Here is a 15491-nt window from a genome sequence, read left to right as displayed (position 1 = left end):
TCACCTAAAATCTTAGTCTTCTTGTTCGTAAATTTCTAAACGCTTTTTGCTTTTCGGTAAGACTTGTTCATTGTCGACTTGTTCAATTTTTTGACCCGTAGTTTTTTCAATGATTTCAATGTTGTTTTGTTTAACGTTTGGATTCCATTTACGTTCAGCAGTTTTAATTGTGCCGCCGCCCATTAAGGTTTTCAACATTGCTAAGTCACGAATCGCATCTTCAGGACAAAGAGTATTGTTAGACAAGATTTCGTTTTCGATCCCTTGTTTTGATTTGTTGTTATCAACCATGGCACCCATTTCGTGGTTACCGACAACTAGCGCGCCTTGCATTGCACTATATGAGTCGCCGACAACTTTAACGCCACGTTTGCCGATTTCTTCAATGTGAGAAGCAAAGTCGATATGGTTGTTCCCAAATCCTTCAGTCGTTACGATGGCACCATCGACATCCATCGCTTCAATTGTCATCCCTAAACGTTTAGAGACATAATATTTTTCAGTGTTAGCTTGTGGTGAACCGACGAACATGATACCGACTAAATCGATTTCTTCGTCTGCCATCGCAGCTTGCACTAATGGTTCTCTCCAGTAGTGACGAGAAGTTTCTTTGGAAGCTGGTCCAATACAAGTTAATGCATGAATTCCGCCGTCTAAAACTTCGGTTGGTGCTAACATGATTGGTAAGTTTCCAAGGTCAACGTTTGGTTTGGCACCTAATGTTCCCACTGGTTCAACCGGCATGATTAAGTTGTCATGCATTGCACCTTGACCCATGATTTCTTTCACAATTACCACACGTTTATTACCAAAACGACGTTTTTGAATGATTTCTTCTGAATCCACAACTAAACTTTCATCAGCTTTTTTCAAGGCTTCGCGAATTTCTTGAGTAATATAATCAGATGCTTTATGGGCAGCTAATGGACCAGGGCGTTCCATGTTGGCATTTTCTTTAATGGTCACTTGAGTTTTAATAAAGATTTCGCCTTTATCTGGTGCTCCTGGACGACCCCACATGATGTTACGATCTAATTCACCTTCAGATGAACCAAATTCACCAATTTGTACGCCATTAGCATCTGTCCCAGTAACAACTAAAACGACACCATCTAAAACACGTGTAACGCCATGACCTAGATCGCCTTCTGTTTTAGCAGCTATTGGTTGAACATCCATGATTGTTTCACTATATTCGTTATATCTGTCTGGTGTGATGATTTCAATCGTCATTGCTTCAACTAATTCTTCTAATTCGACTGCTTCCGCACAAATGTCTTTCATATTGCGAATAGTCAACGTAGTGCCTTCGATTTTCGTTTCATCACCGAAAACAACTTCCGAAATTTTCATATGATCATGACGAACGGAACGAATAACTTTTTCTTCAACTTTTGGTTCAGGTTCAACTGCTGGAATCCCTTCAGTTGCTTCAAATTGCATTGGTGTTTCAGTAATTACTGGTGCGCTAGGTGCAACACCCATTTGACCCGCAATTGCCATTGGTACTTCTAAATCAATTCCACGACCTTCAGCAATGTGAATCTTGATTGTTTGACCGGCTACACTTGGTGCAACAGGTGCGACTGGCGCCACTGGAGCAATTGGTGCAACGATCTCTTCAGTTGTTTCAACAACTTCTGGTGCCGCTTCTTCAACTGGTGCACTGGAAGCTTTGACGCCTTCTAAAATAGATTCTGTTAATGGTACTAACGCATCCGTGGTTTCTTTCAAAGTTGCCCCAAGGACTTGTTCAATCGTTAATGCATTGTCAGGTAGTTCAAGCAAACCAGAATCTTCTAAATCCGCGAAAATCGCTGGATCTTCTAAATCATCTGGTGCAATCACTTTCCCTGCTTCAGCGCGGCAACATAAAACCGCTGGATCTAGTGCATGCTCTTTAGCAGTATCTGCAGTAATAGACATTTCGTTAATTCCTCCTAATTTTTAATTGCTAGTTGGTAATCGACGATATAGCTTATGTCCATCTGCACGCAGCACATGATCTGTATGATGATAAACCGGAACTCCTAACCTAGGAGCTACACCCATAACGGTGTTCGTTCAATCGGAACACGATCCAGTCATCACAACTTCAGCACCTTGTTTCTTCAAGGCCATTACGGTTTGCGCTTGTCCCGGACAGATACCTGGTAAGGCACATCTATATCGTCCATTCACTTCTACCATTCGTTTGCAACGCTCGGCTGCCACAACTTCAGCACCCATGTTGTTGGCAATTTCGGTCATGCGTTCAGCAGAACCGCCACACTCACAGATTAATAAACCAATCTTACGGCTTTCTTGTGGGAATGGCATTGCGACTAGCACGCCGCCACAAGTTTTAGTAATCGGACTCATTTCTGTGCCACTTCGACCAGTCATAGGTCCCCCTAAAACGATTTCGCCATGAGGTTCCACATAGCCGCCGACATTGTTAATCAACGTCTTTGCAAATGTCCCAATCGGTACATCAACAAAAACTGTTTCTTTTTGTTTCACGCGACCAGATACAGTCACATCTTTATCAATAAAAGGTTTACGGTCTTCAATAGCTTCAACGATTCGTTTGATGGTTTCCACATTGTCAACTACAGCACCAACTTCTGATGGCAGCTGACCAGGCTCTAAAACGATGTCTAAAACTTCCCGCACAATCATCCGTTCATCGCCTGCCGGATAAATATCTGGCAATTGATAAACAGAAATATTCGGTTCGTTAGCTACCGCTTTTTCCATTTGTAAAACCAATTGACGATGCTTACCTTTGATGGCAATCACGCCTTTTGGTGCTTGCGTCATCGTCATGCAATATTTCACACCACGAACTAACTGCGCCAAATGTTCTTTCATTTGTTTAACATTGTGAGCTAATAACGCTTCACATTCAGCTCCGTTTGCAATAAAGGTACCTTCTGTGATCTCACAAGCTAACTTAAGAAAAGTTGGAAAACCCGCTCCGCCAGCACCTACGACACCTGCGACTTCGACTGCTTGAATGTCAGATTCAGTCTCAGGAATTTTTACGTAAGTCGAAAAATCTTGTTCTTGATCAATCGTCATCACAACATTTTGATCATCTACTTCCACAATTGTTCCCGAAAAACTCGCATGAACGTTGGCACCTAAACCATTTGGAACCGCTATTAATTCTCCGCGAGAAATATGTTGTCCACTTTCTACGATACCTCTACAAGGTGCGCCGACATGTTGCTTTAATGGTATTAGAATTTCTGTCAATTTGATTCACCTCCTCTTAGTTAATGGTGGTACTTTTTGTTGCTGATGGAAAGTTAATATCACTTAAAATACAGTTATTTAACCAACCATTGTAAGATTTTTCACTTATAATAATAAGCTCAGAGTGACCCTCTTGTGAATAATATAATTTAATAGTATTATTAAGTAAATCGCTACTTTTTCAACTTATCCTTGAAGATGTCTCAACAATGGAAGTGATTTCGCTTTTTCTATAAAAAAGGAGTAAAAAAATGGATACTAGAAAATACAAAGTATTGTTGTCAGTCGTTGACTTAGGCAGCTTCACTAAAGCTTCTGAAGAGCTAGGCTATACGGTCTCAGGCATTTCTCATATGATGAATTCCTTAGAAGAAGAAATCGGATTTAAAATTTTATTTCGCTCCAAAAAAGGAGTTACCCTTTCGCACGATGGCGCCGAACTTCTACCGATTTTACGTTCAATTATCAAATTAGAAGAAAAATATGAGCAGACTTTAAGTGAGATTCACGACTTGAATCAAGGAACCATCCATATTGGTAGTTATCCCAGTGTCGCAAACCATTGGCTCCCAAAAATTATCAAACAATTTAATCAACAATACCCTAAAATAAAAATCAAAATTACCGAAGGCGTCAATCAAGAAATCATGCGCCTTTTAGATGAAAAGCGCGTTGACGTAGGTTTTGCCAGTAGCCAAAATACACAAAACTACACCTGGATTCCCTTAGGAACTGACCCGATGATTGCCGTTTTACCTTTGGATCATCCAAAAGCCAATGACAAATACTACGACTTAAAAGATGTCGAAATTGATGACTTCATTGTCACTGCTGGCGGGAATGACGAAGATGTTTCTAATTTATTGAGAAAATATTCACTAACTCCGAAAATTGGTTACCAAACTTTTGAAAACTATTCTGCTTTGGCAATGATTGAGGAAGGTTTAGGTATGAGTGTCATGAACGAACTGATTACTAAAGGCCGCAACGTTAATTTAGCTAAAAAACCATTGAATCCACCAGCATTTATTGAGCTTGGGATTTTATTACCAAAAGACATTGTCACTCCAGCGGTTACCAAATTTGTCGACTATACAAAAAAATACTTTCAAGAAAACCCGGTGATCTGATTTAGATTGAGGGAAGAGGATTAAGCTGTCATTCTTTGGCAGCTTTTTTATGTTCAAAAACTTAATGAAATGATTTACGCGTGCAAAAAGGGGCAAAATTTTTTAAAGTGTTCACAAAGGAGGGTAATGTTTCAGGAATGAAGAAAAAATGATTGCGAATTTGATCTATAATAAAACGCTTACTTTACAAGTCTATTGTACCATGATTTTTCACTTTTAAATAATGGCCTTTCTTTTTTTAAAAATTATTTTATTACTGATAGTTGGTACTACAAAAAGACAGATTAATTCCTTCGATTCGCATTTGTTTGTATAATACAGCAAACGTTTATTGACAGGAGAGGGACAACATGAAAAAGTTTTTTTGGGTTCTAGGAGCTATTGTAACAGTAGTCTTATTATTTTTGGCCATCAATTGGTATCAAAACCGGCAAAATTTAAACGATATGATCGCCAGATCCAGTGAAGTACCAAAATGGACTGCTGACACTAAAGCACTGGTAACTAAGAAAAATTTTGAACAAAATAGTATTTCCCGCGTCAAAGCCGATGGGCAGAAAATCGATCCTGCCAATGTTTCTTCGATTGTCATTCCTGGCTTGAGAGGTGCTTGGTCTGTCAATCATCAAACCAAACAAGCCTCTTTTGGGACTAATTGGGTACCTCAAGGGGTGACTGAATCTGGTAACCAATATTTTATCAGTTTGTATGATGGTGATCATAAACGTGATTCAATCATTGTGATCATTCATAAAAAAAGTCGAACTTACGAAAAAACTTTGATTTTAGGCTCCAAATCCCATGTTGGTGGAATTACTTATGATCAGGAACGGCAACGACTTTGGTGGGCGGATGATCACAAAAAAGATGCTGCCGGAATTGCCTATACTAGTCAAGCCACGATTGATAGTTATGATGCCCGTAAAGTCAAAGGCGCGATTGCTTTTACCCGTATTTCGATTCCCTGGTATACCCGGACTTCAACCATCCAATATTATAAAAATCAATTAATTGTCGGCATTTATCGACCTGGAAAACCCGGCCCGTTAATGGTGATGCCCACCGACCAAACAACTGGTCTACCTGATGCTCGGATTTCAACCGTAGTCGATGGAGTTGATTTAACCTCTCGCAAACAACTAGTAAAGCGACTGTTAGCCGAAAATATTTTAAGTAAAATTTCCATCGATGATCCTAATACACAAGGTGTTGCTGTCACTGGTAAATCCGGTTTGACTTTGATTTCTTCTTCGGAAGGAATAGAAAACTCAATGATTCAAGTGAAACAACCCAATCAAAAATCCGGCACTGGTTTCAGACTAGACAAAGAAACTGTCGGGGATCACACTATCACTATGCCGCCATCGATTGAGCAAATATCGGTTTATTCCGACCATTTATCCGCTATATTTGAAAGTGGCGCAAAAAAATATCGCGAAGTTGATGCTTTATTTGGGCGACCGATTATTACCGACCGAATAATGATTCTTAAAATCCAGGATGTCCAGCCAAAAAAAACCGGCCACCATTAAAGTGGTCGGTTAATTCCATATAAATACTGCAGCTGATCACCATTATAATAACTACTAATAAATTCAGCCAGTTTAGTCATACCAATACTTTCAGCAACTTTAATAGATGCATGATTATCAGGATGAATAATCGAGCAAACTTGATCTTGTTGTAATACTTCAAATGCATACTCTTTACAAGCTTCGGCAGCTTCACGGGCATAGCCATGATGCCAAGCATTTTCCTTTAATAAATAACCAATTTCCAAAACTTGATCTTCTTGATAGGCTTGTAAAGATAAACCAGCTTGTCCAATCATCTCGCCTGTTTCTTTTAAAACCATGGCCCACAAGCCAAAACCATCTGTATGATATCTTCTTCGCTGACGATCCAGCCATTTTTGCGCATCTTTATCAGTAAAATCGTGCTCATAAGCATACATCACCTTAGGGTTTTGCAGCATCGCCTTTAAATCTGGCAGATCGGCTTGCGACATTTCTCGTAAAATCAGTCGTTGTGTTTCAATCATCATCCCACGTACCCTCCGCATTTATTCAGTTGTTATCGTCATGACCATTTCATATTGGCTAGTAGTTTCGGTGAAGCCCAGATTTGTAAGAAATTGCAGCATCTCCACCAAACTAGTATCAATATTCACTAAACGCAATGGTTTTTGACTATGGGTCTGTAGCGCCGCCAGTAGATCTTAACCAATGCCTTGACGGCGCGCATTTTTCGCCACAGCCAATTGCGGTACGTCACCAGTGGCTCTTTCAACAATACCGTAGCCAACAATTCTATTATCGATTTTGGCTAAAACTACATCAAATAATTCTGCAACATTTTCGACTGATTGACGGGCATTTTGCCATGAATCAGCCACATCGGCAAAAGTTTCCATTAAGTCCCATTCAGCTGGCGATAATTTTTCGACAAAATATAATTGGCTGATAGATTTATCTGGTGGCACCAATTCTTTTTGTGCTTGCATCACTGAAAAACTGCGCCGAATGGTCATTCCTTGTTTTTCATACAGATGATAAGCTGTCGTATTCTCCTGTAAAACTTCCAACTGATATTTTTCCACACCGGCTTCAACATAAGCTTCCATGATGGCAGTCATCATTTGATTAGACAGTCCTTTGCCACGACTTTCCGGTTCAATACCTGTCATCAAATCATACGCCGTCCACTGGCCATCAATTTTTCGAAACCCACTTAAAACAAAACCAACTAATTGATCTTCTTGAAAAGCCCCCACCGAAATTTCCGGTTGATAGCTGCGGCGCTTTAACATGTTCTCATACTGGCTAAAATCTTGATTGAAGGGTACCGCGTAATCCGAAAAGGCTTTCATAAATGTCTGATACAATTTCTCTAAAGGAAAATTTTCAAGAGTTTTGACTTGATACATATTTTTAGCCTCCTTTTCGATTAGTTTAACAGTTAGGTATGACGGTTTGCTGAAAACTGATTAAGATTGTCATGACAACTACGTTTATCAATAGCTTGATTCATACTTTAAGACAAACCAAAGAAAACCCACACTTTAGATTTAAAGAGTGGGCTTTTTTTATGATATTTTTAACCTAAGTTATAAATAGTTACATCTTCACCAAAAGTTTCTTCCCAATCGTTGGAGAAATCAGTCACAGCTTGTTCAATCGAAGGCATCGCAAAAGCTGCGGCTAAAATATCGGCCCCCATAGTTGCCGCTTGGGATCCACTTTCTAGTGCTGTGGTTACTTGACCAACATTTTTAAAACTGGCAGCCAGAATTTTGGTCGCGCTCTTTGTTCGAGTGATTTCTTCTGCTAGTTGATAGATTACTTCACTAGAATCAATCGATAAGTTCTCCATTCGATTAAAATAAGGGGCTAAATAATCAGCTCCTGCCGCAATCGCTAAGTATCCCTGCATTTTTGTGTAGATCGCCGTTGCGGTGACATTGATGTCCCGTTTTTTTAGTTCCTTCATAACTTTCAAACCAACTTCTGAAGTCGGGACCTTAATGTAGACTTGATCGTCAATTTTTGCCAAAATTGTTTCAGCATCTTTTAGCATGCCTTCGTAATCTTTGGCAACAACTTGAACGTGTAAGCTTTTATCAAAACCAATGATTTCGCGAATTTGCTTCATATGATTGAAAAAATCGATTTTACCTTCTTTTTTAATGATGGAAGGATTAGAGGTAACTCCGGCTAGCAGCAAGCTATCATTGTAACGAGTAATTTCTGTTAAATTGGCTGTATCCAGTAAAAATTCCATGATGAGGGCTCCTTAAAAATTATTTTTGCGACCAATACTATATTGAGATTTTACAACAAATTACATAATTTCAATATCAAACTCGATATCATTGTTCAGTGGATGGATCTCTTCAACTTTTTCTTCTACATTTTTCTTCAAAGCAATGACAATTCCAGCTGTAATCACCGTTCCAATCAAAGTTCCAAGAATATACATAAGTGGATTACTCGTGACTGGTGCGACAATCCAGCCACCCCATGGTGCAGGATTACCAGCGCCTAAACCAATGGCAACTGCTGAACCAATCGCACTTCCAATGATATTGGCTGGAATACAACGTAACGGATCGGCTGCTGCAAAAGGAATCGCGCCTTCTGAGATACCAACCAAGCCCATGACAATAGCAGCTTTTCCTGAATTGCGTTCTTCAACTGAGAATTTTTTGGGTGCCACAATTGTTGCTAAACCCATCGCTAATGGTGGGATACAGATAGCTGCACCAATCCCCGCCATAATTGCGACCGCTGTTGCGCTAGGTAATCCGGTTGACGGATCGACCGTTCCAACCATTGCAGAGCCAAAACTAAAGGCTACCTTATTAATCGGTCCACCCATATCAGAAGCAATCATCGCTCCTAAAATCAGACCTAAAACAACTAAATTTCCTGTGCCCATTGCTTCTAACCATGAAGTTAAACTGGCCATTAACATTGCAGTTGGTCGACCAATTACCCAATACATTAAACCGCCGACAATGATTGTTCCCAACAATGGAAAAACAAAGATTGGGCCTAATGAACGTAAGCTAGAAGGCAATTTGATTTTTTTCAAGTAATAAATCACAATCCCTGCGATTAAACCTGATAAAATCCCGCCAATAAATCCAGCACCAATATTACTGGCAATCATCCCACCAATAATTCCGGGTGCCAGAGCTGGACGATCAGCCATCGAAAAGGCAATATAACCTGATAACATAGGTACGACTAAACCTAAGCCAACGACACCAATATTGGCAATATCTCCTAAGATCCCTTCAGTCGGGACCGCGGCTGTACCTGAAAATAAGACACTCAATGCCAGTAAAATCCCACCAGCAACTACAAAAGGAATCATATAAGAAACGCCAGTCATTAAATTTTTACGGGTATTTTTTAGTAATTCTATCATTCGTTTACTCCCCCTATGCTTTACCTAATTTTTCTTGCAATTTTTTTATAATTGCATCAGCTTTATTAATGCAATCTGCGGCACTCATACGGACAACTGGCTTCCCTTTAAAACGATCTTCATTTTTGATACCGATATTGTTGGTTAAAATTACGGCATCTGCGGCAGCAATTTGTTCTGTGGTTAATTCATTTTCGATACCGATCGACCCTTGTGTTTCTACGTGACACTCGACACTGTTGTTTTTTCCAGCTAATTCTAAACTTTCAGCTGCTAAATAAGTGTGGGCTACTCCTGAAGGACATGCTGTTACAGCTACAATTTTCATATTATATTTCCCCTTTTAAATGTTTTTTTAGGCTACGGCTGCTTGTAAACTTTCATTTAAGACAGCTAAAATTTCTGAAGGATTTTTAGCATCTTGTAAAGTTTTTCTAAAATCTTCGTGAATCAACTTACGGGAAAGACTGGCGATAATTTTTAAATGTTGATTGCCTTGACACGCTTCTGGAACAGCTAGTAAAAAGACTACATTCACATCCGTCTCATCTAAACTTTTCCAGTCCAACGCTTGATTTAAACGACCAAAAGCGACGGTGGTTTCTTTTACATGGGGTGTTTTCCCATGGGGAATCGCAATCCCAAATCCAATGCCAGTAGTGGTCAATTCTTCGCGGGCAATTACACTTTCGTAATAGCCATCATAATCATTCAGTCGGTCTGCCCCATGAATTTTTTTTGCTAAGGCTTGAATGGCTTCCTCTTTGGTGGTGGCATCAATATCTAAATCAATTAATTCTGCGTTAATAATTTCCATCTTACGACACTCCTTTAATTAGTTGGTAGATTTCTTCAGCACTCTTGTTATGGAAGAAATAGTTGACTGTTTGATCTGTTTTTACTAATTTGTGAATATCAGTCATCGCCCCTTTTAACAAACGGCGCTCTTGATCAGCAATACAAATCAATAAAACGAATTTAACTTTTTTGTTACTCCATAAAATCGGTTCTTCTAGTGCCAATAAAAATATCTTTGTTACCTGCACATTTTGTGGTGCCGCATGAGGAATGGCTACTCCTGTGCTCAAAGCTGTTTCGCCAAGCTTTTCTCTTTCGAAAACTTCTCTGCGAAAATCTTTGGTGACAATTTTTCGTTTTTCTAGTTTTTCAATCATATAGTCTAAACATTGTTGTTTGTCTTTAAACCTGCAACGGGTTTCAATCAACGAAAGATCTAAGATTTCTCTCAGATGAGGGAAATCAGTGGTAATTAATTGTTCTGTTTCTTCATTTCTAAAAAAGAAATCGGCATACAAGGAAGAAATATTTTTGATGTCTTCTTCCGTAATCAACGGAGAAACTTTAATCACGGGCACTTGAATATCCGTTAGTTCAACAGAAGAGATAATCAAATCCACGCTAGCTAATTGACTACTATATAACGATTGTAAGGTCGTTACTTCAGCAATATCTTGTGCTGGTAAGACCCGTGCAATTCGATTTAAAATCAATTCGCTAGTTCCCACCCCTGTCGGACAGACAATTAAAATCTTTTTGCCATTTCTAGATTTTTCTAATGATACTTGGAAGTACATTGCTAAAAAGGCGACTTCCTCTTCGTTGAAACTAACAGCTAATTGTTTTTCAACGACAGCCATGGCATACCAGGTCGCTCTAAAAATAACCGAATATTGATTTTTTATTTCTGCCAATAATGGATTGGTGGTTTCTAGGCCTAATTTCAAGCGATAAATCATTGGAATAAAATGTTTGATAAATCGCTCTTTTAACTCTCGATCTTGGCTGAAATCAACTTGCATCATTTCCCCCATTTGTTGGAAAATTTGATCAATGATTGGTTCAAACTTTTGGTAGTCTTTTTGATCGCTCATTTTCATTTTTACGCCATAGCCAATCAATTGACGATTAATGTAAGCCACAATTTCTTCAGAATTATCAAAATTAAGTCTTTTGGCAAGATCCGCGACTAGCTCAGTGGCAAGATAATAAGTATCGATAGATTGAATTTGCTCAAATAAAAATTCTTTTTGGGGACTTAATAGCTGGCCTTTCTTTAATCGGAAAAAATAAATGATAAAACTAAGTAAAATCGATTTTTTATACTGATAGGAAAGATCAAATTCTGAGTGTCGTTCAATATTGGTGATTTGTTCAATAATAGCTGTAACAATCTGGTCCCCGAATAATGCGGTTAATGCTTGGTAACCTTTTTGTTCAAATAATCCATCATCTGATATATGGTGCTCTTTTAAATAGTTTTCACAAAAACGAAAAATACTTCTTTGCAAATCCTCTTCGCTACAAACGACGCAGGTCCCTTTGTTTGAAGACAAAACATTGACATGATATTGCTGATGGATTTTTTCTAAGTCTTGCATGATTGAACTGGGGCTAACATGAAATTCTTCCGATAAACCTTTATGAGTGACGGTTGCTTCATCAATTAATAACATTTTGGCAATCAGAAATTGTCTCTGTGCAGGACTTTGCCCGGGACATTCAACTAGGTCTAGATCCATCTGCTGGAGTAACTTCATCTTGTCCTCGGCATTTCCCAATAAACGAATGCCTCTGCGTGGTTTTCTTTCAAGGGTAATATTATAGGCTTCTAGATTTATCTCATTTTGAATCGCTTCAAGGTCGGAATAAATTGTGCGATTGGTTTTTGCTATTTTTTCTGCAAAATAAGCAACTGGTAAATAATCTTCATTTTGAACTAGCAACTGAATCAAATATTTTTGTCTGGCTTTTATTCCTCCCATTTTTTCTCCTCCAAATTGTAAGCGCTTATCAACTGTAAGCTCAATATATCACATGATTTTTCAGCAAGATAATACATCTGATTTCCGCATTAATGTTGAAATAAGCATTTTTTATGTAATGAATCGTTTCATTTATAATAAAAAAGAAAAAAACAGGCGGTATTCAATAGAAAAAATAAATTTCCTATTTATTCCGCCTCGTTTTTTTATTTCAGACCATCCACATTTGCTGAAATACCTTCCGCTTCGAAAATTGATTGAATGGTTCTAACCTCTGCATCAGTCAGAGTCGAAGCATCCTTTAACTGATATTCCCAACCAAGATATTGATACTTATTACTTCCATACTGATGAAAGGGCAAAAGATGAACCGCAGACACTTCTTGTTGTATCAAATAGTCAATCAATGCCTGGATATTTGATTGACTCGTGGTATATCCTGGAATCAAAGGAATTCTTGGCGTTAATTCCAAATTTTGTGTGCGTAAAAACGCAAAATTCTCCTTAACTAGCTCCTGATTGATACCAATAACCTGACGAGCGTCTGTTTGATCCATTATTTTTAAATCGAATAATACTTGATTTAGATAAGGCGTCAAACTAGCTATTTCTTGAAGGGGAAAACAGCCAGTCGTCTCGATGGCGGTATCTACACCTAGTTGATGTAGCTCTTTTAACAATGCTTGGGCAAATTCTGCTTGCATCAGAACTTCTCCACCAGATAAAGTCACACCACCGCCGGAAGTTCTAAAAAATATTTCATCCTTCATTACTTCTTCGACTAATTGATCGACCGTCCACCACTCGCCTACTGTCTCTGCTTGACCATTTTTATTCCAGACCGTTGGCTTAACTGCTAAGCGTGATTCTGGATTTGAGCACCAAGGACATTTCAAGGGACAGCCTTTTAAAAAAATAATCGTCCGAATACCGTCGCCATCGTGGACCGAATAGCGTTGAATATTAAAAACTAGGCCTTCAGTCATTTTTCTTCTCCTATAATTCATGTCCTACGCGGGCAATAATATCATCTTGAATTTGCTTATTCAGATCGACAAAAAAGGCACTGTAGCCAGCTACTCGCACTAACAGACCAGAATATTTCGCGGGATTTTTTTGAGCATCCAACAAGGTTTCTTTTGATTGCACATTAAACTGGACATGTTGAATTTTTAATTTAGTAAAAGCCATTAAAAAGTTCGCAAATTTATTAAGACCCTGCTGACCCTTTAAAGTGTTGGGCTGAAATTTAATATTTAACAAGCTGCCGTTTACAGTCAAATAGTTATCCAATTTACTAACCGATTTCAATACTGCAGTCGGTCCTAAACGATCACGCCCCACCATAGGTGATAAGCCGCCATCTGCCAACTGTTCCTGCGCTTTACGACCATCTGGTGTTGCCCCCACGGCTTCCCCAAGAGGAATATGAGCCGATACTGTATATGCTCCTGGAATAAATTTTCCGCCACGTACATTTTCATATTTTTCGAGCTCTTTTGCATAATGCCGGAAAAAACTTGCCGCTATTTGATCGATTTCATCATTGTCATTACCATACTTATCAAAATCTTGAATCACATGTTGTTGCAGGGATTGATATTTCCCTTCGAAATTTGCAGCCAATGCTTCCACTAATTCAGCAAAGGTTAACTCTTGATTTTCAAAGACCATTTTCTTAATGACGTACATGGCATCACTCAAGTTTGCCTCGCCAATTCCCTGAACACCAGAAAAATTATAACGGGCACCACCTTCTGTTACATCTTGACCATTAGCTAAACAATCTTCAATTAAAACTGATAAAAATGGTGTAGGTGCATAAGCCCGATGACCCAAATCAACAATATTTGATCCTTTAACAACCAACTCAACATAATAATCAATTTTAGCTTTGATATCGGCTGACAACATTTCGTAGCTGACGTTTTTTTTATCCTTCAGATCATAGATACTGAGTTCCATAATCCTTAAAAGATTAAACAACGCAATATCATGTAAACCATATGTTTTCCCAGGAATTGACGTTTCAACACAACCGACTGTTGCATAATCTCGAGCATCATCTAATGAAACGCCTTTACTTAAAAAGGCTGGCACGCAAACCTCATCATTAAATAATTGCGGAATCCCTGTTCCTAGACGAATCGTTTCACAAGTTTTTAACAAAAATTTTCGAGGAATAACTTCATTCATCCGAACAGACAGATTAGGTTGCGGTAGCAAAATTTCATGATATAGATCCAACATCAAATAAGACAAAGGATTAACTGAAGCGTGACCTAATTCATCGAGACCACCTAAAACGACTGTGTAGCCCGTCGGAAAACCAGCAAAACATTTAGCACTGGTTTCACTTCTCAGTAAAACAACATCATTGGTTTTAATATAAAAATCACCTAAAACTTCGTATAAAAACGCTTCTGATTCACCTGCCCTAAGTGAAGCCTCGTAAAAAGGATATAAATATTGATCCATTCGCCCTAATGACAAGGAAGAGGCGTTGGATTCATATTGACCTACAATACTGGTCATCCATAATAGCTGAAGTGCTTCGTAAAAAGAACTTGGTTTTTCCTGACTTAATTTCTGACACATCCCAGCAATAACCAACAGTTCATTTTTTCTCACCGAATCGGCAGATTTTGCTAAGGTTAAAGCCAGTCTTTGATAACGAATAAAATGATTCCGCAATCCAACAAAAATTAAATATCCTGCTTTAAAAAAATCATTTTCCGGCTGATCATGGATTTTTTCCGCTAACTGATCAATATAATACGCAATCCCATGATTCAAAATGCCGGGAAAATCCATGATGATATGTCCTTGGCCCTTGTCTGTTTGATTTAATTTAAAGACTTCATCTTTTAAAGCATCTTTCACTTCATCAGTCAGTTGCTGATTAATAAAGTCCTTCATGGAGCGACCTTGCCAATAAGGATATAATTTTTCCCGGTAAATTTTCTTATCTGCTTCAGTAAATTCAAATTGATCCTGGGGTCGTCCATCAATCGTATCAATTTCTTTCATGATCCAATAAGGGTCCATCTCCGGTGAAAGAATCCCTGAACGAGGACGAATCGTTCGATTGCCCACCAACAATTCTCCTTCACGAATGCTAATCGCGACATTTTCTAAAATATGAACCACCGCTTTCGCCCGTCGAATAATCGTCGGTTCACCTTCTGTTTTCTGATAGCTTTCCGTATAAAGTAATGCACGTTCTAATGAAATTTGGCGTTTTTCCTTAAATAAATGATCTTTCATTGTTTGGATCCGCTGATTGCCATCAACTACGATATTCGCAGTGTTAGCCTCACTTACTATCTGTGACATAACTATTTCATCTCCTCGTTATATTTTCTTTAGTATAATTTTTCACATAAACGATTTCCACGTTTTTCTT

Annotated in this window: 13 protein-coding genes; 2 read left to right on the top strand and 11 right to left on the bottom strand. The window is 38.6% G+C overall.

Going from position 1 to position 15491, the window contains the following annotated elements:
* Positions 1–12: 12 nt before the first annotated feature.
* Complete coding sequence (gene prdA, locus KUA55_RS07105) at positions 13–1926, bottom strand: D-proline reductase (dithiol) proprotein PrdA (RefSeq protein WP_218325506.1); 1914 nt, start codon at positions 1924–1926, stop codon at positions 13–15.
* 21 nt (positions 1927–1947) lie between these two features.
* Positions 1948–3240 (bottom strand): proline reductase-associated electron transfer protein PrdC, encoded by a 1293-nt coding sequence (gene prdC / locus KUA55_RS07100; protein WP_281419013.1) that lies wholly within the window; start codon positions 3238–3240, stop codon positions 1948–1950.
* A 251-nt stretch (positions 3241–3491) separates the two neighbouring features.
* Here prdC and KUA55_RS07095 point away from each other — a divergent pair, with 251 nt between their 5' ends.
* Positions 3492–4370 (top strand): LysR family transcriptional regulator, encoded by an 879-nt coding sequence (locus tag KUA55_RS07095; protein WP_218325504.1) that lies wholly within the window; start codon positions 3492–3494, stop codon positions 4368–4370.
* Positions 4371–4720: 350 nt separating this feature from the next.
* Complete coding sequence (locus KUA55_RS07090) at positions 4721–5902, top strand: hypothetical protein (RefSeq protein ID WP_218325503.1); 1182 nt, start codon at positions 4721–4723, stop codon at positions 5900–5902.
* Here the strand turns inward: KUA55_RS07090 and KUA55_RS07085 are convergent.
* The 9 genes from KUA55_RS07085 to KUA55_RS07045 form a co-directional block, all read right to left on the bottom strand.
* Positions 5899–6414 carry a GNAT family N-acetyltransferase gene (locus KUA55_RS07085; RefSeq protein ID WP_218325502.1) on the bottom strand — a complete coding sequence of 172 codons (516 nt, stop codon included), beginning with the start codon at positions 6412–6414 and terminating at the stop codon, positions 5899–5901. The two genes, KUA55_RS07090 and KUA55_RS07085, sit on opposite strands and share 4 nt — an antisense overlap.
* 174 nt (positions 6415–6588) lie before the next feature.
* The gene (locus KUA55_RS07080) at positions 6589–7296 is read right to left on the bottom strand and encodes a GNAT family N-acetyltransferase (protein ID WP_218325501.1); all 708 of its coding nucleotides are present in this window, start codon (positions 7294–7296) and stop codon (positions 6589–6591) included.
* A gap of 170 nt (positions 7297–7466) precedes the next feature.
* The gene (locus KUA55_RS07075) at positions 7467–8150 is read right to left on the bottom strand and encodes a fructose-6-phosphate aldolase (RefSeq protein ID WP_218325500.1); all 684 of its coding nucleotides are present in this window, start codon (positions 8148–8150) and stop codon (positions 7467–7469) included.
* Between the two features lie 60 nt (positions 8151–8210).
* Positions 8211–9302, bottom strand: coding sequence for a PTS fructose transporter subunit EIIC (locus KUA55_RS07070; RefSeq protein ID WP_218325499.1), 1092 nt, complete (start codon positions 9300–9302; stop codon positions 8211–8213).
* 13 nt (positions 9303–9315) lie between these two features.
* Entirely contained in the window at positions 9316–9630 is a 315-nt protein-coding gene (locus tag KUA55_RS07065) for a PTS fructose-like transporter subunit IIB (protein ID WP_218325498.1), read from the bottom strand.
* 27 nt (positions 9631–9657) lie between these two features.
* Complete coding sequence (locus tag KUA55_RS07060) at positions 9658–10119, bottom strand: PTS sugar transporter subunit IIA (RefSeq protein WP_218325497.1); 462 nt, start codon at positions 10117–10119, stop codon at positions 9658–9660.
* A gap of 1 nt (position 10120) precedes the next feature.
* Positions 10121–12085: a BglG family transcription antiterminator gene (locus tag KUA55_RS07055; protein WP_218325496.1), complete on the bottom strand. Its 1965-nt coding sequence runs from the start codon at positions 12083–12085 to the stop codon at positions 10121–10123.
* A 206-nt stretch (positions 12086–12291) separates the two neighbouring features.
* A complete protein-coding gene (locus KUA55_RS07050; RefSeq protein WP_218325495.1) occupies positions 12292–13071 on the bottom strand; it encodes a glycyl-radical enzyme activating protein in 780 nt (259 codons plus the stop codon).
* Positions 13072–13081: 10 nt separating this feature from the next.
* On the bottom strand, positions 13082–15421 hold the full coding sequence (locus KUA55_RS07045; RefSeq protein WP_218325494.1) for a formate C-acetyltransferase: 2340 nt from the start codon (positions 15419–15421) through the stop codon (positions 13082–13084).
* Positions 15422–15491: the final 70 nt, after the last annotated feature.

This window comes from Enterococcus alishanensis (assembly GCF_019218635.1).
GTDB lineage: Bacteria > Bacillota > Bacilli > Lactobacillales > Enterococcaceae > Enterococcus_A > Enterococcus_A alishanensis.
Note: the sequence above shows the minus strand (reverse complement) of the source record. Positions and strands in the feature narration are given on the sequence as shown.

Bases quoted from the DNA above. Each gene is read 5' to 3' on its own strand.
- prdA (WP_218325506.1), bottom strand. From the start codon at position 1,926: ATGTCTATTACTGCAGATACTGCTAAAGAGCATGCACTAGATCCAGCG.
- KUA55_RS07095 (WP_218325504.1), top strand. From the start codon at position 3,492: ATGGATACTAGAAAATACAAAGTATTGTTGTCAGTCGTTGACTTAGGC.
- KUA55_RS07090 (WP_218325503.1), top strand. From the start codon at position 4,721: ATGAAAAAGTTTTTTTGGGTTCTAGGAGCTATTGTAACAGTAGTCTTA.
- KUA55_RS07085 (WP_218325502.1), bottom strand. From the start codon at position 6,414: ATGATGATTGAAACACAACGACTGATTTTACGAGAAATGTCGCAAGCC.
- KUA55_RS07080 (WP_218325501.1), bottom strand. From the start codon at position 7,296: ATGTATCAAGTCAAAACTCTTGAAAATTTTCCTTTAGAGAAATTGTAT.
- KUA55_RS07075 (WP_218325500.1), bottom strand. From the start codon at position 8,150: ATGGAATTTTTACTGGATACAGCCAATTTAACAGAAATTACTCGTTAC.
- KUA55_RS07070 (WP_218325499.1), bottom strand. From the start codon at position 9,302: ATGATAGAATTACTAAAAAATACCCGTAAAAATTTAATGACTGGCGTT.
- KUA55_RS07065 (WP_218325498.1), bottom strand. From the start codon at position 9,630: ATGAAAATTGTAGCTGTAACAGCATGTCCTTCAGGAGTAGCCCACACT.
- KUA55_RS07060 (WP_218325497.1), bottom strand. From the start codon at position 10,119: ATGGAAATTATTAACGCAGAATTAATTGATTTAGATATTGATGCCACC.
- KUA55_RS07055 (WP_218325496.1), bottom strand. From the start codon at position 12,085: ATGGGAGGAATAAAAGCCAGACAAAAATATTTGATTCAGTTGCTAGTT.
- KUA55_RS07050 (WP_218325495.1), bottom strand. From the start codon at position 13,071: ATGACTGAAGGCCTAGTTTTTAATATTCAACGCTATTCGGTCCACGAT.
- KUA55_RS07045 (WP_218325494.1), bottom strand. From the start codon at position 15,421: ATGTCACAGATAGTAAGTGAGGCTAACACTGCGAATATCGTAGTTGAT.